We start from the raw sequence: 25282 nt of genomic DNA on the forward strand, positions 1-25282 counted from the left end.
AACTTCTTCAGCTTCGCGTTCTCTTCTTCAAGCGCCTTCAGCCGCTTTGCCTCGGAGACATCCATGCCGCCGTATTTGGCCTTCCAGTTGTAAAATGTGGCCTCAGAAATCCCGTGCTTGCGGCACAGGTCGGCAGCCTTCGCGCCAGCCTCCTGCTCACGCAGCACCCCGATAATCTGCTCTTCCGTAAATCTCTGCTTCTTCATTCGTCCGTCCTCTGATGGGCCGGACTCTAATCAATTCTGGAGGAAATTCGCAGTGGCAGGTCACCTTGGCTACATGTCTCCAGCAGAATTTGAAACCCAACTCGCCCAGCAAGCGGCTTAGTTGGAAGCGCCTCGATGGTCCAGCCCGAGGGGTTCACTCCAATTTTGGGGTCAACTTTCCGTGCCGATTCACAAGGAATTGCCTTGAGCCACATCCAGCCCGGAAAGCTGCAGCAAAATGCCTACATCGAGCGCTACAATCGCACCGCTCGGCATGAATGCCTCGACCAATAAATCATCGCAAGCATCGAGGAGGCTCTGGAATTCGCCGCGCATTGACTATGGACCTACAACAATGAACGGTCCAATATGGGGGCCGGCGGCATTACACCCGCACAGAACTGATAATGACCGGTGAATTCGACTGCCGAGCCCCATTAATAACGGGGGGATTACCGAAGCCGAGCGAACTATCGACGGCTTATGGAATACCGTCAGACACATCGTCACACTGTTCGATCCACAAGAATGCGCAAACTACTTCAAATCGTGCGGATATGACCCCGAGTAAAACGGACGTGCTCTAGCGATCGACAAACAGTACTACCTCTCCGCCGGCGGGCCATATGGAAGCCGATGAAGCCGGCTGTGCCGGTGATGAAATAGCGCATGTCAAGCCTTAGCCTTCCGCTTGCCGATCGGGAAATGGGCAAAGCCATACTTCGCCATTTCCTCCGGCTTGTAGATGTTGCGCAGGTCGACGATGACCGGCACCTTCATCTCCGTCTTCAGGCGGCGGAAGTCCAGCGCGCGGAATTCATCCCACTCGGTCACGACGACGATCGCCTCAGCACCGGCCGCGATCTCATAAGGATTCTTGCCATAGGCGACCGAGCCGAGCATCGACCGTGCGGCGTCCATGCCTTCCGGATCGAACACATGCACGTCGGCGCCGCCGTCGAGGAGCGCCTGCACGATGGTGATCGAGGGCGCGTCACGCATGTCGTCGGTGTTCGGCTTGAAGGTCAGGCCGAGGACCGCGATCTTCTTGCCGCGTACGGAACCGCCGCAGGCAGCGATCACCTTGCGGCCCATGGCGCGTTTGCGGTTGTCGTTGATGGCGACCGTCGTCTCGATCAGCCGCAGGGGGCTGTCGAAGTCCTGAGCGGTCTTGACCAGCGCCAGCGTGTCCTTGGGGAAGCAGGAGCCGCCGTAGCCGGGACCGGCATGCAGGAACTTGTCGCCGATTCGCTTGTCCATGCCGATGCCCTTGGCGACCTTCTGGACGTCGGCGCCGATCTGCTCGCAGAGGTCCGCGATCTCGTTGATAAAGGTGATCTTCATCGCGAGGAAGGCGTTGGCGGCGTATTTGATCAGCTCCGAGGTGCGGCGTTCGCAGAAATAGAGCGGTGCCTCGTTGAGGTAAAGCGGGCGATAGACTTCGCGCATGAGGTCGATCGCGCGTTCGTCTTCCGAACCGATGACGATACGGTCCGGACGCTTGAAATCGGCGATGGCAGCGCCTTCGCGGAGGAATTCCGGATTGGAGACGACCTTGATGTCCTTGTCCGGGAATTCTTCGCGGAAGATGCGCTCGATCTCGTCGCCGGTGCCGACGGGCACCGTGGACTTGGTGACGACGACGGTGAAGCCGGTAACGGCCGCCGCGATCTCCCGGGCAGCGGCATAGACATAAGAGAGGTCCGCGTGGCCGTCGCCACGGCGGGACGGCGTGCCAACCGCGATGAAGACGACATCGGCGTCGGCGACCGGCTGCGCGAGATCCAGCGAGAAGCTCAGACGTCCGGCCTGCCGGTTATGCGCAATGATGGCGTCGAGGCCGGGCTCGAATATCGGGACTTCGCCCCGCTCCAGTGCCTCGATCTTCTCTGCGGACTTATCCACGCAGATCACCTGATGGCCGAAATCCGCCAGGCAGGCCCCCGAGACCAGGCCGACATAGCCCGAACCAATCATCACAATGCGCATTTTCCCAACCCAACAGTACGACTTACAATTAACAATCCTGACGCCAAATCATCTGGCAGCGAGTACTCGTCGGCACATACGGGGCGTTCGACAGCCAGCTTAATCGCACTTCTGAAGTTCGTCAGATCTACTACATGACGAGCAGTATCACCCTCAAATCAACGTCTTTATTCCATCGCTCAGATCACTCCGCAGGAACCGACTTGCCATTCCTCCGTCCACTAGCGGTTCACTCCCTGCTGACAGCCGAGCTTTCACCCGCAAATCAAAAACCCTTACCCCCGCTAAGTTCGGACCAGACTGTTCCAATAATAATCTTGAGATCGAGCATGAAACTAAAATTCTCAACGTAGTAAAGGTCCGCTGCCACTCTCGCCCTAGCCTTCGACACTTTATTGGTCGGGCCGCGGAGTCCACGTACCTGCGCAAGACCGGTTAGGCCAGGACGCATACGGTGCCGCTGATGGTAAGTTGGGACCAATTCCTCATAAAGCATGCCACCAGCGAGCATGCCAATTGCGTGGCATCGCGGCCCCACAAGCGACATGTCGCCAATCAAAACGTTATAGAGCTGCGGCAACTCATCGAGGTTTGTTCGGCGCAGAAACGCACCAAGCCTTGTGATCCGCGGGTCGCCCTTAACCGTCTGAGCAACGCCAGTCGCATCGCAGAGGTCAGAACGCATTGACCTAAACTTGTAAATTCGGATCTTCTTGCCCGCCATGCCCCAGCGCCATTGAGAAAAAAGAGGAGATCCGGGACTATCCAGCGCAACGGCCAGGGCGATCAGCAATAGCACGGGCGCAAGGAAAACAAGGGAACTAAGGGATACCACTATGTCAAAAGCGCGCTTGATTGCGAGGCTTGCGACCGGAGTGCGGCAAACACCAGAGGAGGTCCGCGAAGATATAAATGCACTGTTAGATTGAAAGACGCCCAGCTCGACCATGCTTGTAAACTCTCAAACAAACCACGCGCTCGCCAAACTTTATATGTTGCGGCCTCAGCGCTCCCTAATGACACACTTATACTAAACCGGTTATTTGCAGTCACTCTCAAAATTAACAAATGGTTAACTTTGGTCGCAACCCAAGTAACTGATGTTGCAACGCAGCAACGGACGGCGCTTTTGTGACCACAATGAACGAATCAGGGCAGCGATCGCTTACTTTTTATCCCTACAAAGAGGTCGAGGGCGCTCACCAGCTTCAGGGATCTTCTGCTTTAGCCCTGGTTACAAAATTCCAAACCTAAGGCTTCTGCCATGCAATCTATCTTTCGCGGCTCTAGCGGTGCTGATTGGATTGGTGCACGGAGCCTGAACCGCTCCGGCATTGCCTCGAGTCTCAACTGTAAGAAGCCGGCCAGCGACTGCTTGAGGCTGCCGATATCACAAGGTGCGTCAACACTAAACTAGGGAGCGGGAGTGAACCGCACCGGATTTCCCGGAGGCTCCAACTTCTGAGAAAGTGGAGCCGATATGAGCAAGACAACGAACAAGTTTTCACCTGAAGTCCGTCAACGTGCCATCCGTATGGTGCTGAACCACGAGGCCGAGCATCCATCACGCTGGGCTGCGGTTTCATCAATCGCTGCCAAAATCGGCTGCTCGCCTGCAACGCTGCATAAATGGGTCAAGAAGACTGAGGTCGACAGCGGCGAGAGAGCTGGACTACCGAGTGATGTGGCCGAGAAGATGAAGGCTCTTGAGCGGGAGAACCGCGAGCTTCGCCAAGCCAACGAGATTTTGCGCGAGGCGTCTGCCTATTTCGCGATGGCGGAGCTCGACCGCCCCTTCAAGCGATGATCTCATTCATCGACGAACACCGAGGCGTGTTCGGGGTCGAGCCGATCTGCAGGCTGTTGCCGATTGCCCCGTCCACCTATTACGAGAACATTGCCAAGCGCCTGGACGTGGATCGGCTGTCGATCCGGGCCCGCAGCGACATTGCCTTGAAGATCGAGATACGTCGTGTTTTCGACGAGAACTTCCAAGTTTACGGCGTGCGCAAGGTCTGGCGGCAACTGCAGAGGGAAGGTTTCGATATCGCCCGTTGCACGGCTTCCAGGCTTATGAAGGCCATGGGTCTTCAAGGCATCATCCGTGGCAAGCCGATCAAAACGACGGTCCCGGATCAATCCGCGCCCAGTCCGCTCGACCGCGTAAACCGACAGTTCAAGGCCCCCGGGCCGAACAGGCTCTGGGTGAGCGATTTTACGTATGTTTCCACCTGGCAGGGCTTCGTATACGTCGCCTTCGTCATCGATGCCTTCGCCCGGCGTATCGTCGGCTGGCGGGTCAGCCGGACGGCGCATGCAACTTTCGTCCTCGATGCTCTAGAACAGGCGCTTCATGATCGGCGTCCCCTTCACGGCGGCGGCCTTGTGCATCATTCGGACAGGGGTGTTCAATACGTGTCCATTCGCTATTCCGAGCGGTTGGCAGAGGCAGGTATCGAGCCATCTGTCGGAAGTGTCGGAGACAGCTACGACAATGCCCTCGCCGAAACGATAAACGGTCTCTACCAGGCCGAGGTCATCCATCGGCGAGGACCCTGGCGCACCGCCGGGGCGGTTGAATTCGCCACACTCGAATGGGTCGATTGGTTGTTTAATCGCATCGTACAGGTCAAGCCCCTTCGTCCAGATTTTGTGCGAGGATAGTCACATACCGGGAGCGGGGTTGTTTTCGCGGTCGGCACAAGCCGCCGCATCATGGTCTTCGCAGGAATGGTCTTCCTATGTTCAACACGCAGTTTTTAGGAACTGCATCCAATCTAAACGGAATGACCAGACCCACGTCCGCGGCAGGGACGTCTCACGCGACCATCGTGACGCGCAGAATTGCTGACCTGGAGGTCTCGGATTATGCGGGAACAACAATCAACCTGTTGAATGGCTCTCCCGTCTTCAGCATCCTGTGCATGATGACGGCCAACTTACGCGCCACTGCAACGGCGGCACGCTTTACGCCGAGACGCTCTCGAAGCCTGAGTCCCCAATCCTTGAGGCTACTGTCATTACGGGATTTGGTTCGCGTGAGCATGACCATCGCCGCTTCTTAGAGAAGGCTTCGCAAGTGGCTATCTCCACGACGGGAGATGTGCCCGTCGTAATCGATTTCTCCGGATTGATATCGTCTCGTGGTCAATCCGAGCCAAGCACCGACAGAGCGAGATCGCTTGAAGTTGTCCGGATCTTCAATTGCAGATGAGAACGACAGCGAGGTGATGGCGCCGATACCCGGGATTGTCATCAGTAATTTGGCCGCCTTGCTGTTGCGCGCCGCCGCCAGCACCTGCCGGTCCAGGTTGGCAACATGCTTGCGGATGTCGCGCCATGCATCGACCAGTGGTAACATTACCTTTGCCAGATTGTCGTTTCCGGCGAGCAGCTCTCGAACGTGCCCCTCGAATACCTGGCCTTTGCTCCTTGGCACGATGAGGCCAAACGTCTTCATCACACCAAGGATTTGATTGCTGAGCTGGATAGACATGCCCGCGACTTGCTTGCGAACGCCGATCAAAGTACGGGTCAGCATGGCATCGAAGCCCTTCACGCGAACAACTTTGCAAAAGCCGGCCTCGGCCAATTGTGCTAATCCATCCGCATCATTGGCATCTGTCTTGTTCAGCGTCTCGTTCAAGATTTTCTGCGCGTGGCGCGCTTCGGTACAGACCACAGGCAACCCCTCAGCTGATAGAGCGTGGTAGAACCATGTCGAGAGCGGACCCGTCTCGAAAACCACGCGCTTCACATGCGGTGCTTGTTTGCGAATAATCGCTGCCAGGACTGTGGGATCTGATGCGCACTTGCCTCGCCAGATCCGCGAGTTGCCTTGCCGGATCGAAATCGCGGTCTCTTTCTGCGAAACATCAAGCCCGATATACTGTTCCATGGTTGCTCTCCATTCGATGCTTGGGCCCGGTGCTGATCGTGAGCCCGTTTCTCCATCTTATCGGGGGGCAACCACCCCGCAATGAACGTCAGTTGTTGCAGGGCGCGCGCACCGCGATTACCCCATGTTCAACAACCGTCGTCTTCTGGAGCCCATTGGAAATATTCCGCCAGCCGAAGCCGAGGAGCGATATTACGCCATGCTGGACGAACCAGCCATGGCCGCATAACTTATACCAAACAGCCTCCGGCAAACCCGGTCCGGTTCAGTGATGGTCATGCGCTCGAACCTGCGCTGGTGCTCGGACGGTCTGGAGTTCACCTGCTGGAATGGCGAGGTCATTCGTTCCGCCTTCATCATCGACGCTTTCGACCGCGAGATCATTGCCTGGACGGCGGTCGCCAATGCAGGCATCTCCGGCTCTGACGTGCGCGACATGATGCTGGAGGCAGTTGAGAAGCGCTTCGCGGCGACCAGAGCCCCGCACGCAATCGAGCATCTCTCGGACAATGGCTCGTCTTACACCGCTAGGGACACGAGGTGTTTGCCCAAGCGCTCAATCTGACGCCCTGCTTCACGCCGGTGGCCAGTCCGCAGTCGAACGGCATGTCGGAAGCCTTCGTCAAAACCCTGAAGCGGGATTATATCCGCATCGCAGCACTACCGGACGCCGAAACGGCGCTCCGGCTCATCGATGGATGGATCGAGGCCTACAATGAAATCCATCCCCATTCCGCGCTCAAGATGGCTTCCCTCGGCAGTTCATCAGGGCTAAATCAAACTAGCCGACATGCCCGGTGAAACGGGGAGCACTCTAGGAGAGATTCACCTTCTGCTGATTTAATATCTTGGCGGCATTACGATGACCTTCTCGGCCAGCTCCTCGAGCTGCAATTAAAAGGTCTTCACCTGATCACCGAACCAAAGGCTGCAGTAACGGCCGACCTTTCCATAGTTATTGTCCTGAATGAGCACTTTCTTCTTCAGCAGCGCCCCGAGGATCGCACCATGAAGCCTGGAGGTTTTGATTGTTTCGAATTTATCGAAGTATTGTATAGAACGTCGTACTATTGAATCCCGCCGGGAGTACCAAAGAGAAAAGATTGCTTGGCTAACAGTCGGGTTTGGAGAAAGCCGCAAAAGCTGCCGAAGCGAGTACATCCCGAGCTTATCGCTCACAGTTTTGATGTCGTCCCAATCAACGCCACCGAAGTCCGTTGACGCACTGGCCTCCCGATCTCTACGCATAAATTCCAAAGTGCCAGCTCCGTTGCCGGTCACCCTCATAAGGCTTGTGTTCCACAACTGATGCGCCGTATCAGGGGCAAGCTTTGTATCGAGCCCCATAACATCCGCTGCGTATTTCTGCGATTCGAGATCTCGAACGAAGATACTCAGGTCAGGATGCTGGCGATAAACCGCCGCATGCCGTTTCGCGGTCTCCTCCGACCGAAAATGGATCGACTGCGGGAACAGCAAGATCTTACACTTCTTAAATTCGTTCACAGCCTTCAACCTGACGGCTTCGTGGCCTGGCCACACGTCGCCCATATTACCACCTCCGTGCAGCACGATCACATGATCTTGCGTAACGAAGCGCTTGGTCCTGTCGAATTCGTTCAGGGAAATGCGCAGTGCTACATCGATGCTGTAGTCGTGAAACAGCTTCTCGACACCCAGGTTTATTAGAAGATCCCCTACATTAAGGTGGATCGGTGGATCAACATAGACCACCTTCGATCCCCTCGGAATTGCATTGGCAAGCAATGCCAGATTCTCTTTTGCACGGTCCATAGAAGTGTCAGAAATACTCATCTTGAAGCCCCAGCGATACGATCAAGAATACTCTTTATTTTTACAACATACCAAGGCAGAATGCCGAGGCGCTTTCCGCATACATAAGATGCGGCGATATTCCAACTAATGAGCACAGCCGAACTCATAAACGCCGCGCCTATGTCTCCCCAACCCCGGGTAAGACAGTAAACGCCCACTACTAAGGTTACGCCAAAAACTGCCCTTAGCGCGAGCAGCGCTCTTTCAGAACCTGTCATGTTTAGAAGAACGGCATTCGAGCCCATCATCGTATTGATCAGCTGACCAAAACAAAGGATCAACAGCACGGCGTAAGCGCTCGCGAAGTCAGGATTGAAAACCGAGAGCGCTGTCTTGCCGAAGAAGACTGCCGCGACGAAAGCGGTTAACCCCGACGCACCGCCGGCTACCGAGGCCGCATAGACGATCGAGCGCAACTCGTCTTTTCTCTGGGCCTTGTATGCCCGTGAGATCTGCGGGCCGACGACCTGATCGATGCCAACTCTAGCAACGAGCATGAGTTTTGCCAGTCTGTCCGCCGAGAAGTAAGCGGCGGCGGCTGCCGGTCCTAGAAGGGCGGAGATGACTAACGTCGCTGACTGCTCGATGACCGGTGCCGCAGTTGCGCCGCCCCAAAAGGCTAAACTACCACGTCGCATCGCCAAGGCATCTTCAGCCGGCAAATCTTCCTTCGCCGTCGAAACGATCCTATAGGTCAGATATGCGATCTGCGGCGCAATCACCGCCGCCAACACTGCAGATGTCATGATGATCATGCCGGAAGCATCGAGCTTCTGAGGCGTCGTCAGAAATAAGATGCTGGACGCGACGCGCCACAGAACATCTCTGGGGAACAAGGCTATCCAGAGATAACCTTGAGCGCGCAGGGCACAGGCCAGATATTCCGATATCCCCAGCAGGAATATCAGGGTCGCAATAACGAAGATGTATCTGACAGATCCGCCGTACAGGGGTGACAGCGGCGGCAAGACCGCAAGACTGGCAAAGGCCGCAGATACTGTAATGCAGGTTGCGATGCAGATGAGAAATGTTCTTTTGAGAACTTGCGCCGCGACGTTCCGGCCGTGTATTTCATCGACTGACGGCCAAAACCTGAGGACGGTCACATGCTGTCCACCCGTCGCGCAGTAGCTCAAGATGGATGCCGTCACATAGGCGACCGAGAACAAGCCGAATTCTACCGAAGATGTCGCCCGGGCAGCGGTAAGGAAATAGCCGAATGTCGCGGCAACGGAAAGAAAACGTATCACACCGGAATACATTACTTTTCTAATGAGCGGACTCTGGGCTTTCAGCAGTTTCATCTCTGTTGATCCTCGGAGGGCGAGGTTTCCGCAACGGCGGTCCTTGCAATAGTCATGAAGGTCCAGGCGAGCCAGAACTGCGGAACTCGAACCGAGTCGATTGAAAACCCGATTGCCAAGAATTCCCCCAGCAGCAGATAAGCAAGCAGGGCAGCGCCGCCGACTTCGAGACGAGCGTCCCTGAGCGACATCGCCGCATTATCCCTGAGCGCTCTAGCATACGCGATGGCCACAACGGCATAGCCTAGCAGGCCAAACTCCCCCAGCGTTCTGGCATACCAGGAAAAGAGCGGAGGAAACTCCCCAAACCGTGCTCCATAAAAATAATCACGCAGTTCCCAACTGTAGATAAGCTGCGAGTATATGGTTTGTACGACATAAAAAGAAACTTGGCCGAACCCTTGGCCGAAAATCCGGTCAAACCCGGCTTCGACTGCGGCTGCAGCCAAATAGCTGCGGGTAACGTTGGAGACACTCGTTCCACCGCCGATGGAATCAAAGGCGTAGAGCGGCAACAGGAGACCGGCGACAAACACAAGGGACGTAAACAGAAAAATGGTAGCCGAGGTCGCGGATCGGCCGGCCGTGAAGTTGCGCACGAACAGGAACGCGTAGAAAATGAACAGTCCTACATATGCGGTCCGGGAGCCCGACAGGACGGCGCAGACCACGAGCCCGAACAGGAGAAGTAATGAGCGCCGGGATCCGGTTGTCCGGCGTCGCGCATAAACGAACGGCATGCATGAGAGCATTGCAAAGGCATTAAATGATGGCTCCAACGACACTCCGGAGAGCCTGAAGCTACTTACCTCCGGGTCGAACACGAAGGACGATCGAATGGCCAACAAGATTTTCGCGAGGGGCGAAAAAAACCAGCCAAGGGACTCAAACGCACTTAGCAGAACGAGCAGGACACCGAGAAAGATAAATGCGGATTCGGCCCTCGCGTAGAATTTCTTATACCCGTCCAGTCTGACGTGAACGAGGATTACCTTCATGAGGAGAAAATAATAGCCAAAAATTGCCGAACTGGAAACGAAACGGCCCCAACCGCTTCGATCGATATATTGGTTCGTCTCTATATTGAAGTAGTTCAGCAGCGTCGACATCAATACAACAACGACATAGACCATTAAGAATTCAGGAGTCGATTTTACGACGTGAACAAGCTTCGGCCATGCACTTGGAGCGGACATGATCGCAGTGATATAAAGTATAGACGCATAGAAGAAGCCGTCACGACTCAACTCTCCAATATTTAAGATCGGCAAAATCCCGTTAAGGGGTGTCGACATGATCAATAGAAACAGGGCGACGCCACGAATGGTCAATTTGCATGATTTCCGTTTGATTGACGCCAAAGTCCAACTGAGATGGACTTTGCAACCCGATGCGGCATAACAATCAATCCGACGGTTCGCATTAGGCCGTAGTACCAGCCTGCGGATAGCGGGCATGGATGTTTCACCATGGCGGAGAGGCGTTTGCGAAGCTGCAGGTTTCGCTTTTTGGAAGAGATGCCTTCCGGGTTGTCATAATAATCGATTAAAACTTCTTGAATGCAGTCGATGTCGAATTTCTTGATGATGCGCTGCATCAGTTCGTTGTCTTCCGATCCGTTAAAATCCAGATCGTAATTGCCGACGACCCGAAAAACGTCAGAGCGCATTAAAAATGTCGAGTGCTTGAAGGGGGCGCTTTTCCAGAGCTGGGTTCTGACATTCCGCACTCCGGGCTTGACCCCATGTATAAACATCTCACGCCCGCCCATATCCAAGACACGAGAGAGTGTTCCAACGAGACCCACCTTCGGATTTGCATCCAGGAAAGCGTGCTGTAAAGCTAAGCGCTTGGGGTACGAGATGTCGCCGACATCAAGTCTTCCAATATACGCGTAGTCTTTCGCCAACGCGTATTCGACACCTTTTCTCAGCGCCGCTGTAATGCCGCCATTCTTCTCACATCTGATGAGGGTGATCTTGTTTTCAGGATCTTGAACTGGCAATTTGACTGGTTGCCGGGATCCGTCGTCGATGATGCAAATATCGACAGGGTAGGTCTGCTGCAGAAGCGATTCCACCGAATCCAGCAGCTCCTTCGAGTCAGGATTGTAGGCCGGCATGAGGATTAACGTCTTACGCATTGGCGTTTCCTATCAGGCGTTTGTAAATGAGATCGATTTCCTTGAACATCCGCGAGGAGGTGAAATGGGTTTCGTAGCGACGCCGTCCAGCTCGCCCGACCTCGGCTATATTGCAAGTTTTGAGCTTGCGAATTGCTTCGACCAATGAAGTCGGAGAATTTGGCGATGCAAAGAAGCCCGTTTCGCCTTCGATGACTACATCTTTCAAGCCACCGACTTTTGACGCGACCACCGGCCGGGCGGCACGCATCGCTTCTGCTGCCACAAAGCCAAAGCCTTCCCATCTGGACGGCATGATAATCGCATGCGATTCGGTCATCTCCCGGCTGATAACCTCAGGCGATTGCCATCCGAGGTTTCTGACGTACTCCGGCAAGGTCTGCATGGTCGGCTTGCCGACTACAGGACCGCCAATGACCGTTAGCTCGAATCCCTCGTTCCGCAGGGTTTCCATGGCTGACAGAAGGATGTCAAGCCCCTTCTGCCGATCAAATCTGCCGACGAACAGGAGTTTGCGAGGGGTACATTTGTCGGGGAGGTACTGCCAATTAGCGTCGGCAACGCCGTTGAAGACCGTATAGCACCTGTCATTGGGGATGCCTGCCTTGCGTGCAAGTTCCGCCTCGTCTGGCGATATATTGATGATGGCGTCCGTGCGGGCCGAAAGAAGTCTCTCTATCGTCTCGTAGGCGTAACGGCGCAGTCCCTTCTTGTGGATCGCGAACGACCACCCACGAGCGCAATATACAACGCGCGTGTGGCTGGGATAGTTGATCAAACGACCAACGCCGCCGGCAAACGAACTGTGGAGGTGGACAATGTCGTACTCGCCGGTTGAAGCATATTGTTTTGCCGCGTTGCGCAGGCGAAGGATGCCGCCGAGCGATCTGGTCGTGCCGTCGAACGTATGCGTTTCAACACCCGCGACTTGAGCAGCGAACTTCTGGCTACTGGGGCAAAGCAGTGCGACCTTGTCATAAGCTTCGACCTGGAATGGAAGAAGTTGTTTCAAGTGCGTCGCCGGACCGCCCATTAACGTTTCCGCGAAATGCAGTACCTTCATGTTTCCCTCAACGTTTATTGTTATGTGTATATTATTTGACTTTGTAAATTTTAAGAAGCACTGAGTGATTTTTTCGGGTACCGGAAAAGATATCAATGCAACCGACGCGTCGGCATGATGATTAGGCGACACCCAAGAATCACACTCCACAAATGGCAGGGGGCGCGGAGCTACAAGATGGGCATCGTGTGTCCCTTTAACATCAGTCGACTCGCGGAATGTACTATTTAATGAATCAGTTAATGGACTAAGTATGATGTGGAAGCAATATAAAGCGCCCGAGGTGGTTAATCTGGAGCCGTGCTGGCCCGGCTGAGCACGTCAGACCACGCCTTGAGCAGCGCCTCGGTCGTCCTCGTGGGCGTACGTGGCACAATGGCAGTTGATGACGGGAACGATCGAATTGTGACAGATCGCTCCAGCCGAACCACAGCACAATGCCCTTGTTCAGCGCGAAAGCCGCACGGTTAGGCACGAATGGCTGGATCTTTAAGCCTAGACGCCCAACAGAGGCGCAGGAGACGGCATAGAATTGCTTTGGACTGGGGCCACGAACGGACCAGCATAAGAGCTGCGGTCTCGCACCCGCTCAGAACCTGAAATAGCAGCGTGACTTCTGACGCTGAACCCGGCTAAAAACGGAACCGGCTACACGTGAAACCAGCAATCAGAAAGGCGTTTGTATGAAAAAACCCGTTCTTGTCGTCGGCGGCGCCGGCTATATCGGGTCCCACACTTGCATGATTTTGGCGCAGCGTGGCTATCAACCGATAGTCTTCGACAACCTCTGCAATGGACATGAGGAATTTGTGCGTTGGGGAGTTCTTGAGGTCGGCGATGTCAGAGATACTCGCCGCGTTGAACAGGTCATTGAGAAGCATCGGCCACTGGCAATTCTTCATTTCGCGGCGCTCATAGAAGTAGGCCAATCTTTAGCCGACCCGCTGAGCTTTTATGATAACAATGTCATCGGGTCGCTTAATCTTCTTCGGGCAGCGATTGCCGGGGGCGTTAATTACTTCGTATTTTCGTCCACGTGTGCGACCTACGGGCTGCCACAGAGCGAGCGCCTTGACGAGAGTCATCGCCAAGTGCCTATCAACCCATACGGCCGCACCAAGTGGATTGTTGAGCAGGCATTAAAAGACTACAGCGAGTTGTTGAATATTAAGGCTGTCATCCTCCGCTATTTCAATGCGGCAGGTGCAGACTTCGAAGGCCGTATCGGGGAGTGGCATCAGCCCGAAACTCACGCAATCCCGATTGCTATTGAGGCTGCTCTTGGTCGCAGGACCGGTTTCAAAATATTCGGCACCGATTATCAAACCCGCGATGGCACCTGTGTCAGGGACTACGTTCATGTACTGGATCTTGCAGATGCGCATGTTCGCGCGGTGGACTATCTGCTGGCAGGGGGAGAGACGGAAGCGATCAATCTTGGTACAGGTACTGGGACGACCGTCAAGGAGCTACTAAACACCATCCGCGCCGTTTCGGGCAGAGCATTTCCGGTCGAGGAAACGTCTCGTCGCGCAGGCGACTCGACCTCTTTGGTCGCTGATAACACGAAGGCTGCGACACTACTGGGGTGGCAGCCGCAGTATTCGATTGAGGACATAGTGAAGTCAGCATGGAACTGGCACACCCGTCATAATGCGCCCTGATCATCGATAGGTAGAAGTTTGACGAAGTCGGCGACTTACCGGGAGTTTTGCCGCAGTCGAAAATGACATGAGAGCCAATAGGAGCCAGAATGGCAATGGGCTATGCGGCTGGCACGAGAATGTGAGTAGCCGCGTCTTTGTAAGTATGACCAACACCAGACGGGCCAGCTTTGCAGCCAAAGCAACCGTCTCATTTTTAACGCATCGAATCCATCAGGAGTGGTTGCAAAGATCTGCGTCTATCACAGCCGAGGCAGAGTAATGCTGACGACATCGAGCATTGGTGCTATTCAGTCTATCGCTGAGAGCGTAATATCGAGCGAGCGTTGCCGCTTTCAACCCTTGCACGGTTCTGCCGCGCGGAACATCTCGGTAAGAAAACCAAATTGTAACAGTAGCGTAGTTCGCTAAAAAAGTGAGAAGGATTTTCGATGAAAATTCATATGCCGACCTTTCTTGTAGTGGCCATAACTATCGCCCTTGCATCCTGCTCAACCGTTCCCGGTGGCGCTCCCCAGTTCAATATGAAGTACTTTGGGAAGTGCGGATTGCTTCACGACGGAGATAAGCTCGTCACAAAATATGACAAAAAAACCAGAAAAAGGAATGCCTACGTCCTCGGTGAGAACTGCAAAACGTCTTATCCGAACGGCGGCGATATTTACTATTCGACATTCGACAGTCTGAGCATCGAAAAGTTCCTGGTTCGCGGCGTCAGGACCAATAAGGAGGGCATCACGCGCTATACGATCATCCGTAAGAATGGCGCCCGTTACGTGTCAAGCAGCAGGGTAAAGTGATTGTGCATCTCATGTGCCTGGGGGTCTTTAATTTTCCCAGGCGATAAGCGCAGCAGTGGCTTCAAAGAGGTTGGCGTCGCTGCCGCGGCGACAACCTCTTGACGCTAAGCTAGGCGCTTTCGGCTTTCGATGTGCTCTAAAACGTGCCCGGGGAACCGCGATAAATACGTCATTCGCGATCAGTTGGGCGCTCCTCCGCTTCGGCCACAGCCTTAAAGACTTTACCCCACAGAGCACTGACCAGTCGTGCAGCGTGATTGCGCACCAATCATGAACTGATGGTCAAACCGTCAAGCAATAAGGGTGGGAAAGGCGCACTATAGCCCATAGATTTGTAGACGCCGTCTCCCCAACATTTGAGGCAGGAGGCCCACAAGGGCAAAGGCAATTTCACGGAAGAGTTCAAGCGCGACGCGGTACGTCCGATCACCGAGCGCGGCTGTACGGTAGCGGAGGTCTCTCACACCTTGAGGTCAGCCAGCATTCGCTCTACGGATGGAACAAGAAGTTTGGCACGCCGAACGACCAAGCCAGCGACGAGGCCGACGAGATGAGGCGGCTGGAGGAGGAGCTTGCTCGCGTCATCGATGAGCGCGACATCCTAAAAAGCGGCCGCGCGCTTCGCCAGGGATGCAAAGTTGAGTACGCGCTCATTGCCCTGCATGGCCTGCCTTTCTCGGTGCGGCGATGCGTCGGCTTCTCCATGTGCACCCGAGCGGGCTCTAAGCCTGGCTGAAGAGCCCGTTAAGCAAGGGGGTCGGGTGAAGACAAACGGTGGACCGGTGTCTTCCTTCAGGCTTGGGAAGAGAGCGGCAAGGATTAGGGCTATCGAAAGCTCCACGGAGATCTAGAGCACGTCCATTAGACGCGGAATCGCGTCACGGATTCCCCTGGCTGCCGAATTCTGATTCCATCGCCCCGACTGTTGATTTGTCGGAGGCAATATGACCCGAGCTTTCAGTCGTCATCTGCGTAACTGCGTTCTGACTGCGTCACGCTATGGCATGTCGGAATAATCACCGGCGGCCAGATTTGGAATGGCATTTCAACGGCCATCATAACGCCGCGGCCAAAAGCTTCTTCAATCTTCTCAAGCAGGAGCGGATACTTCGCAAGGTTTACGGTACATGCGATGAAGCTCTTCAGGACGTACTCGACTACATCGAAATGTGCTCCAATCAATGACGCAAACACATCAGAAACGGAATGCTATCGCCAGTCGAGTTCGGAAAGCGGCAGAAAATCTAACCCGAGGGTGTCTTCTAAAATCGGGGATATCCGCAGCGCTCAAACATTAGAAAAAATTACACTCCAATCCTGCGTCACTAAAAGTACCGACCAAATCAGTGTAAAGCCGCCGCGAGTGCCATCACGGGTTAATCAGTGATTGATCGAAGCGTCCTTCAGAACCTTTACCGCGGCCTCACTCAGTACTCCAGACACCTCGTCGCGGCTGTAGCCGCCCTCCAGTGCGTGCTTCACCAGGATGTTTACGGCGTATCCGAATGACATTTCGACCGCCAAAGGCCTCAGCCATGTCTCCTTCGTGTCCGGATCCGCCTTTAGTGACCCAAGCGCTGCTTCCAACTCCTCTACAAAGTCCATGCTGCCACCTTTCCACTCAACACTAGCGTAAACATAGGACACGTCTTAACTCATTTCCACTAAACTCGTCGGAAACATAACTCTAAGGTTAAGCATAAAGTTAACCTAAAATGCGAAATACTTCAATATCGAGGTATCGGCTTGTGGGGCTGACCAACGATGCCTACCCTCATACTCGACTCGTCAAGCTTCACAGGTCTTTTAACCGGCCCTATGTATCACGTGTACATCCGCAACCTCTCAACGATCAGCAGTGGTTTTGTCGACCAAGGGTGACACCTCCGAAAACCGCACGTCAGCACAAACGCTGCGACACCCAGGCCTCGCCCATCCATTAAGCCTTCCCCAGGGTCTGTCAATTCGCGTTTTAAGTCAAGGCCTTACCTGCTCCACCCTTCAGTGATGGCTGCGTCGGTCGAGAAAGTGACCTATTGCTCAGTGGGATCGCAGCCAATCAGCGAGCTCAGCCTCTGCCCGTTCTAGCGCGCTGTAATTCAGGAGCTTACGCAAAAGCGCTACGGTGACGGCGCGGGCGCGGAGGTTGAAGCGCCCCTCCTCACCATCATCCGGCGTCATCTGGTAGACGTCGAGTTTTTCGTAGAGCGACTGCAGCCGGTTCTGGACGCTGCGCAGCGACAGGCCCCGCCGGCGCGCGATGGTGCGGTCAGTCAAGCCCAGTGCGATATCGACAAGAATCTCGTATTCGCTGTCGCTGAAGCCTTTCACTTGGCCCAAGCTCTTCTGCTGCATGCCGCGCACCTCGCGGTCGATGACACATTGTGCCTCGACGAAAATGGAGCGCAGGGCTAGCTTCAGCCGCTCGTCTGAGGCGGATTTGAGCACATAGCCATAGGCTGCCCCATCCGGCACGATGCGAGAGACGCCGCGGACATAGGCTTCGTCCGAATAGTTCGACCAGAACAGGATGCGGGTGTCCGGCCGCTCTTTCCAGATCGTGCGGGCGGCTTCGATGCCGTTTCGCGCATTCATTTGCAGATCCATGACCACATGGGCCGACTTGTGGTCGCGCGCGAGACGCTCGCCATCCGCACCGTTTTCCGCTTCGATCACCGTCTTGCATTCCGGCAGCGCTGCACAGACGGCTTCCAAAAGGTAGGAACGATGCAGCGGGTCGTCCTCGACAATAAGCACCTTCATGGCATGTCTCCCGTGGCTCTTCGCCGGCCGTTGCTAAGAGGCAGCTGAATGCGCACGGTGGTGCCGCCACCATCCCGGTTTGGCCCCAGCGTGAACTTGGCCGAGATCAGCCGCGCCCGGGTCACCATGTTGTCGATGCCACCGCCTGAACGCCGCTGCGTCCGCGGCATGCCCTGACCGGTGTCGGCCACCTCTATGACGAGGGTCGTGGGATTGGCCCGCAGGCGCACCTCAATGGCGCTTGCTTGCGCGTGACGCACCGAATTGTTGATGGCCTCCTGCACGATTCGGAAGAGAGCGATACGCACGGTCTGATCGAGCTGATCGATCAGACCGTCGGTCTCATCAATCAGATTGCACTCGATCTGCGCCCCCTGATCGCGTACGGCCCGGTCGAGATGGTTCTCCACGGCATGAGCAAAGCCGAAGAGCTGCAGAACCGAGGGTTTCGCTTCTTCGATGATTTCGCGCAGATCCTGCATGCAATGCTGCAGGCTGCGCGCGATCGGCTCCAGCGCCTCGCCGTTCAGGTCACGCTCCTGGATCAGTCGATCCAACCGGCGTGACAGGCGGGTGAGATCAGCCAACGTCTGGTCGTGAAGATCCATGCCGATACGCTGGCGTTCCCGCTCCAGGGCTTCGGTCAGGCTGAGTGCCCCGAGGCGCAAGCCTTCTTCGCGGGCCCGCGCTTCGGCTTCGACAATGGCCGAGTGCTTCGCCTGATCGGCGGCACGCAGCGCGAAGAAATAGGGTGAGAGAAGATCGGCAACGGACTGGGCATTGCTCACGTCGCTGGCTGTGTAAAAGTCGACTTGGTGCGATGAACAACTGAGCGCCCCGATCACCTCGCCGCCCACCTTCAATGGCACATGAATTCGGCTTCTGAGATTATGTTCGAAGATGGGTTGAGTGAAGGGGGTGTCGCTGTGATAGCGGCTTTCTTGTTGCGCATCCGGCGTCAGAAGGAAATCGATTTCGCCCCAGAGAAGCGTGCGGATCGGGCTGCTGTCGATCGGTGCGGGGGCCGTCTGTCCCCAGAACGTGTCGAGACCCGTTTCATAGGCCGTGTGATACAAGCCGTTGACCATCATGATGCAGACATCCAGGTGGTCATGCGGCACGATATGGGATACCTCAACGCCCACCGCCTTGATCGCGGAGCGAAAATCCAGCTGTCCAGCGAGCAGGCGGGATATGCCCAAATAGTGATCGAGCAGCGCCGATGGCGCGATATTGAGCATCGGTAGTCCTCCCGTGGCACCCGCTCCTCCAGGCGCCAAGTCCTCTATAACACAGACACGGGCGGATCGCGTCCTGCGAGATCCCGCACCTTATTTCGTAAATCCCGCACATGCGCTGCCGCCGTCGCCCTATACACATCCTGCGATCTATTCCATCTTGGACCCGTCGAGAGGAGGAAACTCGACAGGGAGGTCAGCGCGAGCTTGAGTTCAGCTGACAGGAGGAAACCGGTCCGCTGAGGCCGGGCAACAGGGAGTGAGATGATGAAAGCCACCAGAATTCTTCTGGCGACAGCCGCTTTGTGCGTATCTGCCATGCCGATGACCGCTCTTGCGGACACCTCAGGCAAAAAGATTGCCTTATCCAACAATTACGCCGGCAATTCCTGGCGTCAGGCCATGCTGACCAGCTGGGAAAAAGTTACCGGTGAAGCCGTGAAAGCCGGCCAGGTTGCTGCAGCCGACGCGTTTACGACTGCCGAAAACCAGGCCACCGAGCAAGCCGCCCAGATCCAGAACATGATCCTGCAGGGTTATGACGCGATTGTCATCAATGCTGCTTCGCCGACGGCCCTGAACGGTGCCGTAAAAGAAGCCTGCGATGCCGGCATTACTGTCGTCTCCTTCGACGGCATCGTAACCGAACCCTGCGCCTGGCGCATCGCCGTCGACTTCAAGGAAATGGGCCGCAGCCAAGTCGAATACCTTTCCGGCAAGCTGCCTCAGGGCGGCAATCTGCTGGAAATCCGCGGCCTCGCCGGTGTCTTCGTCGATGACGAAATCTCGGCCGGCATCCATGCCGGTGTCGAACAATTCCCGCAGTTCAAGATCGTCGGCTCCGTGCATGGCGACTGGGCGCAAGACGTCGCGCAGAAAGCCGTCGCCGGCATCCTGCCGAGCCTGCCAGACCTCGTCGGTGTCGTCACCCAGGGTGGTGATGGCTATGGTGCGGCTCAGGCAATCGCAGCCGCCAATCGCAAGATGCCCGTCATCGTCATGGGCAACCGTGAAGACGAGCTGAAATGGTGGAAGGAACAGAAGGACGCCAACGGCTATGAGACCATGTCCGTCTCGATTGCGCCGGGTGTCTCTACCCTCGCCTTCTGGGTCGCCCAGCAGATCCTCGACGGCAAGGAAGTGAAGAAGGATCTGGTCGTTCCCTTCCTGCGCATCGATCAGGACAACCTGGAAGCCAATCTCGCCAACACCCAACCGGGCGGCGTTGCCAATGTCGAGTATTCGCTCGAAGACGCCCAGAAGGTCATCGCTTCGGCCAAGTAAGCTTGAGCCTCAACCGACCCTCCCCCGTTCCGTCCGGCCTCATGGCCGGGCGGAACGGGAAAGGTGACCGCGTCTTGGTCATCATGCGACTGCGAATGGGATGATAAACATGAATGCGAGCGAGACAGCGGCGACCGTCGTCAGGGTCACGGATGCCAAGGTGCATTATGGCGCGGTCCGGGCCCTGGATGGCGTCACACTCACGATCCGGGCGGGCGAATGTATCGGGCTCGTCGGGCACAATGGTGCGGGAAAATCAACGATTGTCAACGTCATCAATGGCGGTCTGACGCCGCATCAGGGCGCCATTGCCTTCGGCAGATCAACCGACCAGGGCATCAAGGCGGCACGCGAGGCCGGCATCCGCTGCGTCTTCCAAGAACTGTCGCTCTGCCCCAACCTGACCGTGGTGGAAAACACCCGCGTGATGCATCGCGGCCTTGCCGGCTGGGGCTGGCGCAAGCGCGGTGCGGAGATCATCGCCCGGAAACTGGACGAAATCTTTCCCGGCCATTCGATCGACGCCTCCGAGCAACTCGGGAATCTGACAATCGCCGAGCGGCAGATGGCCGAGATTGCAATTACCTTTTGCGAGATCGGCAACCCCGTTCGCCTGGTCATTCTGGACGAACCAACCTCGTCGCTCGATGCCCGCCTTGCCGACCAACTGCTGACCTATGTCAGGAGCTTTGTCGCCTCAGGCGGCGCTATCATCTTCATCTCCCATATCCTCAGTGAAATTCTCTCGATCGCGAGCCGCATTGTCGTCATGAAAGACGGCAAGGTGGTCGCCGAGCGTGCGGCGACTGAATTCTCCGAGCACGGCCTCATTGAGGCGATGGGAAGCGTGATCAAGGCGAGACAGGCACGCATCACAACGACGGCTCATTCCGGCGAACCGCTGCTTACGGCACCGCCTGCCCGCGGGATCGGGCTGCCCTTCAAGGCCCACCGCGGAGAAATCATCGGCTTTGCCGGCCTCGGTGGCCATGGCCAGACCGACATGCTGGTCAATCTCTTCGATGCGCGCAGCGGCAACTGGCTGCGATCGAAGGACCCGGAAGTTGCCTTCGTTGCCGGCGACCGTGCCGTCAACGGCACCTTCACGCTCTGGAGCATCCTCAAGAATCTCAGCATCGGCGTGCTGCCCGATTTTTCACGCTTCGGGAAACTGGACGAAGCCCACGAAGAAGCACTTGGCCAGTCGTGGAAGGAGCGGATCGGCATCCGCACCCCGGACCTCGAACACGGGATACTGTCTCTCTCCGGCGGCAATCAGCAGAAGGTCCTCTTCGCCCGCGCGCTCGCAAGCCTCGCCCCCGTCGTCCTCATGGACGACCCCATGCGCCGTGTCGACTTCGGCACCAAGCAAGAGGTCTACGCAATCTTGAGAAGCGAGGCGGCAAACGGCCGAACCTTCATCTGGTATTCGACGGAGATCGACGAGGTCTGCCTTTGCGACCGGGTCTATGTCTTCAACAACGGCGCCATCGTCGCGGAGCTCTCCGGCGACGAGGTCTCGGAGGAAAACATCTTGTCTGCATCCTTCAAGGAGGCCGCGGCATGAAGGCTCGTCTTTCTGCCGACAGCATCCGCCTTCTGATCCCCGCCCTGTCACTCGGCGTACTTCTGGCTGCGGTATTCTATCTCCAGCCGCGCGCAATGAGCTACACGGGCCTGAACTTGCTGTTCAATCTCGCAGTCCCGATTGCGCTTGCCACCATCGCCCAGATGCTGGTGATGACGATCAACGACCTTGATCTGTCGATGGGCACCTTTGTCAGCTTTGCGGCCTGCGTTGCGGCGACCTTCCTCAATGACACGCCGCTGCTCGGCATCGCGATCCTCGCCGGCGCAGTCGGTGTCTATGCAGTGATCGGAGTGCTGATCCATGTGCGTGATTTGCCGTCGATTGTCGTGACGCTCGGCATGAGCTTTGTCTGGGGCGGTCTTGCCGTCCTCATCCTGCCGGCGCCTGGCGGATCGGCTCCCACCTGGATCCGCGCCATCATGACCTCGCGCCCGCCGCTCGTGCCGATGGCGATCATGGCGAGCGTCCTCATCGCCTTTGTCAGTCACTATTTGATCGTGCGGTCCTCCTTCGGCGTCGTGTTGCGCGGTGTCGGCGGTAATGCGCGCTCGGTCGAACGGGCCGGCTGGTCGATCATCGGCGCCCGCGCCTCGATGTATGCACTGGCGGGGTTCTTTGCGGTTCTCTCCGGCATTGCGCTTGTGGGTCTCACCACCTCGGCGGATGCCAATATCGCGCTTCGCTATACACTGCTGTCCATTGCCGGTGTCATTCTGGGCGGTGGCGAGTTCGTCGGTGGACGGGTTTCGCCGATCGGCGCCGTCATCGGCGCGTTGACGCTGACACTTGCCGGATCATTCCTGTCGTTCCTGCGGATTTCGCCGGACTGGCAGATCGGCGCCCAAGGGGCGATCCTGATCCTGGTGCTGACGCTGCGTCTTGCCCTTAACCGCTTCGAAGGCCGGAGGGTAAAGTCATGAGCGCCTTATTGAAACGGCCCTGGATCTGGTCTTTCGTCGCGGCAGCCGTCGTCTTCATCACCACGATCGTGTTTACCGGCGGAGCCAGCACGGTCGGGCTCGCCCAGGCCGCCCTCACCTTCGCCGCCTTCTCGATCCTTGTCGGGCTTGGGCAAATGCTGGTTATCACGCTTGGACCCGGCAATATCGATCTCTCGGTACCGGCCAATATGACGCTGGCAGGCACTGTGGCGCTGAAGGTGATGAATGTCGACAACGGCACCATCCTCATCGGGCTCCTGGTTGCGGTGCTGATCGGGATCGCTATCGGTATCGGCAATTACGCGCTGATCAAGCTGCTGCGCATCCCCCCGATCATCGCGACACTGTCCATGAGCTTCATCATCCAGTCGACGGCCATCTGGACCAATCGCGGCTTGCGCATCAAACCCCCTTCGGTCTTGGCGGACTTCACCACAGCTTCGACGCTCGGCGTACCCAATGTCGCGATTGTCGCCCTGATGCTCTCGCTGATCGTATGGTTCGTTCTGAACAAAACCGTTTACGGGCGTTGGATCGCGGCCATCGGCCAGAGCATCAAGGCGGCCCGGATGACCGGCATCCCGATCGATGGAACACGGCTTGCGACCTATGTGATCTGCGCGGTGCTGGCCGCTGTCTGCGGCTATTTGCTCGCCAGTTTTTCAGGCGGAGCAGCTTTGAACATGGGCACTGAATACTTGCTGATGTCGATCGCAGTCGTGGTTATCGGCGGTACAGCAGTTGCCGGCGGTAATTCCAATGTGCCGGGAATTTGGGGCGCCTCGCTCTTCATGTTCCTGGTCGTGTCGATGCTCAACACCTATGGCTTCGGTGCCGGCGTTCGCCTGATCCTCACCGGCCTCATCATCATTGCCGTCATCATGCTGCCGAGCGCCCGCCCGCTCGACAAACGATAACCCGCAGGACAGACCCATGTCGGACAATCCATTCTACGAGATCCATGATCCGCGATTTCGCGACCTCGTCGTCAGCAGTGCGTCGCTCGAAGAACTCTATTCCGGCTGCCGTTGGGCAGAAGGCCCCGTGTGGTTCGACGATGCCGGCCATCTCCTGTTTTCCGACATCCCCAACCAGCGTATCCTGCGCTGGGTGGAGGGTGGCGGCGTCTCGGTCTTCCGCAGCCCGTCCAACTTTGCCAACGGCCATACCCGTGACCGTGAGGGTCGACTGGTCTCCTGTGAGCACGGTGAACGCCGGGTCACGCGCACGGAAATAGACGGGACAATCACGGTGCTGGCCGACAGCTACAACGGCAAGCGATTGAACTCGCCCAATGACGTCGTCGTACGCTCCGACGGCAGCGTCTGGTTCAGCGACCCCTCCTACGGAATCCTGTCCGACTATGAAGGTTACAAGGCAGACGAAGAGCAGGAAACCCGCAACGTCTGGCGGCTGGATCCAACGACGGGATCGCTTGCGATCATGGCGCATGACTGCCTGCAGCCGAACGGACTTGCCTTCTCGCCCGATGAACGTCGTCTTTATGTGGCCGATTCAGGGGCAAGCCACGCCCCGGAGGCACCGCGCCATATCCTCGTCTACGACGTGTCGGAAGATGGCCGCGCGCTCTCCAATCCACAAGTCTTCGCCACCATCGACAAGGGCATCCCCGACGGCATGCGGGTTGACATGTCCAGAAATCTCTGGTCGAGTGCGGCGGACGGCGTTCACTGCTTCTCACCCGAAGGCGTTTTACTCGGCAAGATCCTAGTGCCGCAGGTCGTTGCCAATCTCACTTTCGGAGGCCCCCGGCGCAATCGTCTTTTCATCACGGCCACAAAATCGCTCTACTCGATTTACACGGCAACGACTGGGGCGCACCGGCCATAGGCAATCTCGTCGAGTTACAGTCCGCAGATCCGACAGGCTGAGGCCAAACTACTACCTACGGATGATCGGACGAAATGGCATGGTGAACCGGCCATATTGACGTAAAGCTGGTGACGTAGCGCATATCCGGTGTAGCACTTCGCCACTGTTCTTCTACATCCCCAACAGACTGTCGTGCTTTAATGAGTCCTGAGCAGACCGCTGATCGGTCCGCGTCGGTTTTGCGGGCGTCGGCTAGGTCGTGAACTCATAAAGGGGCGGCGAGGCAATTATGGGCGGCGGTCCGCCTGTAAGTACCAAATAAAGCACATGCGGTCGCGGACGCTGCCACCGGTAGCTTCGTAAGCAGCAAAAGGGCCTGCGAATGCTTTGCGCCCTTCTGCGATAAAATCGTAAAATCGCGTGATATCAACCATTTGCCGTCGTGCGTTTTTGGCGGAAAGCGCTACGCGCTCGCTCCAGGTTAACCCGACTGGCTCGCCCTTCAACGCATTTACCTCAACCCGATAACATTCGCAGGTGCCTTCTGGCATAAGGAATTGCAGTTGCCCGCCAACGTTGAGAAGGCCCAATTTCTCGGCTTCATCTATCACCAGAGGTATTGTTTCAGGTTGCCAACCCCATTCACCGCCGTTGCGACAAGCAACGGATCGCAGCGTGTCGGGCAGGAGCATCTCAAGATCGTCTTTCATGCAACAAAGCTATACGTCT

Annotated in this window: 20 protein-coding genes, 6 pseudogenes and 1 other annotated feature; of the genes and pseudogenes, 13 read left to right on the forward strand and 13 right to left on the reverse strand. The window is 56.5% G+C overall.

Features of this window, described 5'->3' with window-relative positions:
- Positions 1–206: transposase (locus tag FJQ55_RS22760; RefSeq protein WP_140832417.1), on the reverse strand; the 206-nt coding region annotated here is incomplete at its 3' end.
- Positions 207–410: 204 nt separating this feature from the next.
- Between FJQ55_RS22760 and FJQ55_RS22765 the strand changes: the two are divergent.
- Both FJQ55_RS22765 and FJQ55_RS23795 read left to right on the forward strand, forming a co-directional pair.
- A pseudogene (locus FJQ55_RS22765) lies at positions 411–611 on the forward strand (integrase core domain-containing protein); the annotation flags it as partial.
- Between the two features lie 55 nt (positions 612–666).
- A pseudogene (locus FJQ55_RS23795) lies at positions 667–777 on the forward strand (IS630 family transposase); the annotation flags it as partial.
- A gap of 101 nt (positions 778–878) precedes the next feature.
- Here the strand turns inward: FJQ55_RS23795 and FJQ55_RS22770 are convergent.
- Together FJQ55_RS22770 and FJQ55_RS22775 are read right to left on the reverse strand one after the other, a co-directional pair.
- Complete coding sequence (locus FJQ55_RS22770; RefSeq protein ID WP_140832419.1) at positions 879–2195, reverse strand: UDP-glucose dehydrogenase family protein; 1317 nt, start codon at positions 2193–2195, stop codon at positions 879–881.
- 265 nt (positions 2196–2460) lie between these two features.
- Complete coding sequence (locus FJQ55_RS22775) at positions 2461–3144, reverse strand: sugar transferase (RefSeq protein WP_140832421.1); 684 nt, start codon at positions 3142–3144, stop codon at positions 2461–2463.
- A 531-nt stretch (positions 3145–3675) separates the two neighbouring features.
- Between FJQ55_RS22775 and FJQ55_RS22780 the strand changes: the two genes are divergently transcribed.
- Positions 3676–4859 (forward strand): IS3 family transposase gene (locus FJQ55_RS22780; RefSeq protein WP_425467585.1). Its coding sequence is split into 2 segments (ribosomal slippage): positions 3676–3961 and positions 3961–4859, totalling 1185 coding nucleotides; the frame shifts between segments, so codons are not numbered across the junction.
- Positions 3957–4073, forward strand: a sequence feature (AL1L pseudoknot). Its footprint overlaps the gene before it by 117 nt.
- A gap of 202 nt (positions 4860–5061) precedes the next feature.
- On the opposite strand, the pseudogene FJQ55_RS22785 reads toward FJQ55_RS22780, so the two are convergent.
- Positions 5062–6093: pseudogene (locus FJQ55_RS22785) on the reverse strand (IS110 family RNA-guided transposase).
- Positions 6094–6355: 262 nt separating this feature from the next.
- Here FJQ55_RS22785 and FJQ55_RS22790 point away from each other — a divergent pair.
- Positions 6356–6894, forward strand: a pseudogene (locus tag FJQ55_RS22790) (DDE-type integrase/transposase/recombinase); the annotation flags it as partial.
- A gap of 93 nt (positions 6895–6987) precedes the next feature.
- On the opposite strand, the gene FJQ55_RS22795 reads toward FJQ55_RS22790, so the two are convergent.
- From FJQ55_RS22795 to FJQ55_RS22815, 5 genes are read right to left on the reverse strand one after another with little or no spacing between them, the layout of a single operon-like run.
- Positions 6988–7908 carry a polysaccharide pyruvyl transferase family protein gene (locus FJQ55_RS22795; protein ID WP_140832425.1) on the reverse strand — a complete coding sequence of 307 codons (921 nt, stop codon included), beginning with the start codon at positions 7906–7908 and terminating at the stop codon, positions 6988–6990.
- Positions 7905–9233, reverse strand: a complete 1329-nt coding sequence (locus FJQ55_RS22800; RefSeq protein ID WP_140832427.1) for a lipopolysaccharide biosynthesis protein — start codon at positions 9231–9233, stop codon at positions 7905–7907. The genes FJQ55_RS22795 and FJQ55_RS22800 overlap by 4 nt, the downstream gene beginning before the upstream one ends.
- Positions 9230–10564: a hypothetical protein gene (locus tag FJQ55_RS22805; RefSeq protein ID WP_140832429.1), complete on the reverse strand. Its 1335-nt coding sequence runs from the start codon at positions 10562–10564 to the stop codon at positions 9230–9232. Before FJQ55_RS22805 ends, FJQ55_RS22800 begins: the two co-directional genes overlap by 4 nt.
- Complete coding sequence (locus FJQ55_RS22810) at positions 10561–11376, reverse strand: glycosyltransferase family 2 protein (protein WP_140832431.1); 816 nt, start codon at positions 11374–11376, stop codon at positions 10561–10563. Before FJQ55_RS22810 ends, FJQ55_RS22805 begins: the two co-directional genes overlap by 4 nt.
- Positions 11369–12439, reverse strand: coding sequence for a glycosyltransferase (locus tag FJQ55_RS22815; protein ID WP_140832433.1), 1071 nt, complete (start codon positions 12437–12439; stop codon positions 11369–11371). The genes FJQ55_RS22810 and FJQ55_RS22815 overlap by 8 nt, the downstream gene beginning before the upstream one ends.
- A gap of 683 nt (positions 12440–13122) precedes the next feature.
- On the opposite strand from FJQ55_RS22815, the gene galE reads away from it, so the two are divergent.
- The 4 genes and pseudogenes from galE to FJQ55_RS23810 all read left to right on the forward strand — a co-directional run.
- Positions 13123–14103, forward strand: coding sequence for a UDP-glucose 4-epimerase GalE (gene galE, locus FJQ55_RS22820; RefSeq protein ID WP_140832436.1), 981 nt, complete (start codon positions 13123–13125; stop codon positions 14101–14103).
- A 431-nt stretch (positions 14104–14534) separates the two neighbouring features.
- Positions 14535–14903: a hypothetical protein gene (locus FJQ55_RS22825; protein WP_140832438.1), complete on the forward strand. Its 369-nt coding sequence runs from the start codon at positions 14535–14537 to the stop codon at positions 14901–14903.
- Between the two features lie 356 nt (positions 14904–15259).
- Positions 15260–15403: pseudogene (locus FJQ55_RS24050) on the forward strand (transposase); the annotation flags it as partial.
- A gap of 547 nt (positions 15404–15950) precedes the next feature.
- Positions 15951–16085: pseudogene (locus FJQ55_RS23810) on the forward strand (IS3 family transposase); the annotation flags it as partial.
- Positions 16086–16283: 198 nt separating this feature from the next.
- Here the strand turns inward: FJQ55_RS23810 and FJQ55_RS22835 are convergent.
- From FJQ55_RS22835 to FJQ55_RS22845, 3 genes are all read right to left on the reverse strand, one after another.
- The gene (locus FJQ55_RS22835) at positions 16284–16550 is read right to left on the reverse strand and encodes a hypothetical protein (RefSeq protein WP_140832442.1); all 267 of its coding nucleotides are present in this window, start codon (positions 16548–16550) and stop codon (positions 16284–16286) included.
- Between the two features lie 393 nt (positions 16551–16943).
- Complete coding sequence (locus FJQ55_RS22840) at positions 16944–17666, reverse strand: response regulator transcription factor (RefSeq protein WP_140832444.1); 723 nt, start codon at positions 17664–17666, stop codon at positions 16944–16946.
- Positions 17663–18907 carry a GAF domain-containing sensor histidine kinase gene (locus FJQ55_RS22845; RefSeq protein ID WP_140832446.1) on the reverse strand — a complete coding sequence of 415 codons (1245 nt, stop codon included), beginning with the start codon at positions 18905–18907 and terminating at the stop codon, positions 17663–17665. The genes FJQ55_RS22840 and FJQ55_RS22845 overlap by 4 nt, the downstream gene beginning before the upstream one ends.
- Positions 18908–19171: 264 nt before the next feature.
- On the opposite strand from FJQ55_RS22845, the gene FJQ55_RS22850 reads away from it, so the two are divergent.
- The 5 genes from FJQ55_RS22850 to FJQ55_RS22870 all read left to right on the forward strand — a co-directional run bounded on the left by FJQ55_RS22850 (position 19172) and on the right by FJQ55_RS22870 (position 24571).
- Entirely contained in the window at positions 19172–20188 is a 1017-nt protein-coding gene (locus tag FJQ55_RS22850) for an ABC transporter substrate-binding protein (RefSeq protein WP_140832448.1), read from the forward strand.
- A 100-nt stretch (positions 20189–20288) separates the two neighbouring features.
- Positions 20289–21755 carry an ATP-binding cassette domain-containing protein gene (locus tag FJQ55_RS22855; RefSeq protein WP_167507786.1) on the forward strand — a complete coding sequence of 489 codons (1467 nt, stop codon included), beginning with the start codon at positions 20289–20291 and terminating at the stop codon, positions 21753–21755.
- Positions 21752–22699 (forward strand): ABC transporter permease, encoded by a 948-nt coding sequence (locus FJQ55_RS22860; RefSeq protein WP_140832452.1) that lies wholly within the window; start codon positions 21752–21754, stop codon positions 22697–22699. The genes FJQ55_RS22855 and FJQ55_RS22860 overlap by 4 nt, the downstream gene beginning before the upstream one ends.
- Positions 22696–23637 (forward strand): ABC transporter permease, encoded by a 942-nt coding sequence (locus tag FJQ55_RS22865; RefSeq protein ID WP_140832454.1) that lies wholly within the window; start codon positions 22696–22698, stop codon positions 23635–23637. The genes FJQ55_RS22860 and FJQ55_RS22865 overlap by 4 nt, the downstream gene beginning before the upstream one ends.
- 16 nt (positions 23638–23653) lie before the next feature.
- The gene (locus tag FJQ55_RS22870; protein ID WP_140832456.1) at positions 23654–24571 is read left to right on the forward strand and encodes an SMP-30/gluconolactonase/LRE family protein; all 918 of its coding nucleotides are present in this window, start codon (positions 23654–23656) and stop codon (positions 24569–24571) included.
- 269 nt (positions 24572–24840) lie between these two features.
- Here the strand turns inward: FJQ55_RS22870 and FJQ55_RS22875 are convergent, their stop codons facing one another.
- A complete protein-coding gene (locus FJQ55_RS22875) occupies positions 24841–25263 on the reverse strand; it encodes a hypothetical protein (RefSeq protein WP_167507787.1) in 423 nt (140 codons plus the stop codon).
- Positions 25264–25282 lie beyond the last annotated feature (19 nt).

The organism is Rhizobium glycinendophyticum, assembly GCF_006443685.1.
GTDB lineage: Bacteria > Pseudomonadota > Alphaproteobacteria > Rhizobiales > Rhizobiaceae > Allorhizobium > Allorhizobium glycinendophyticum.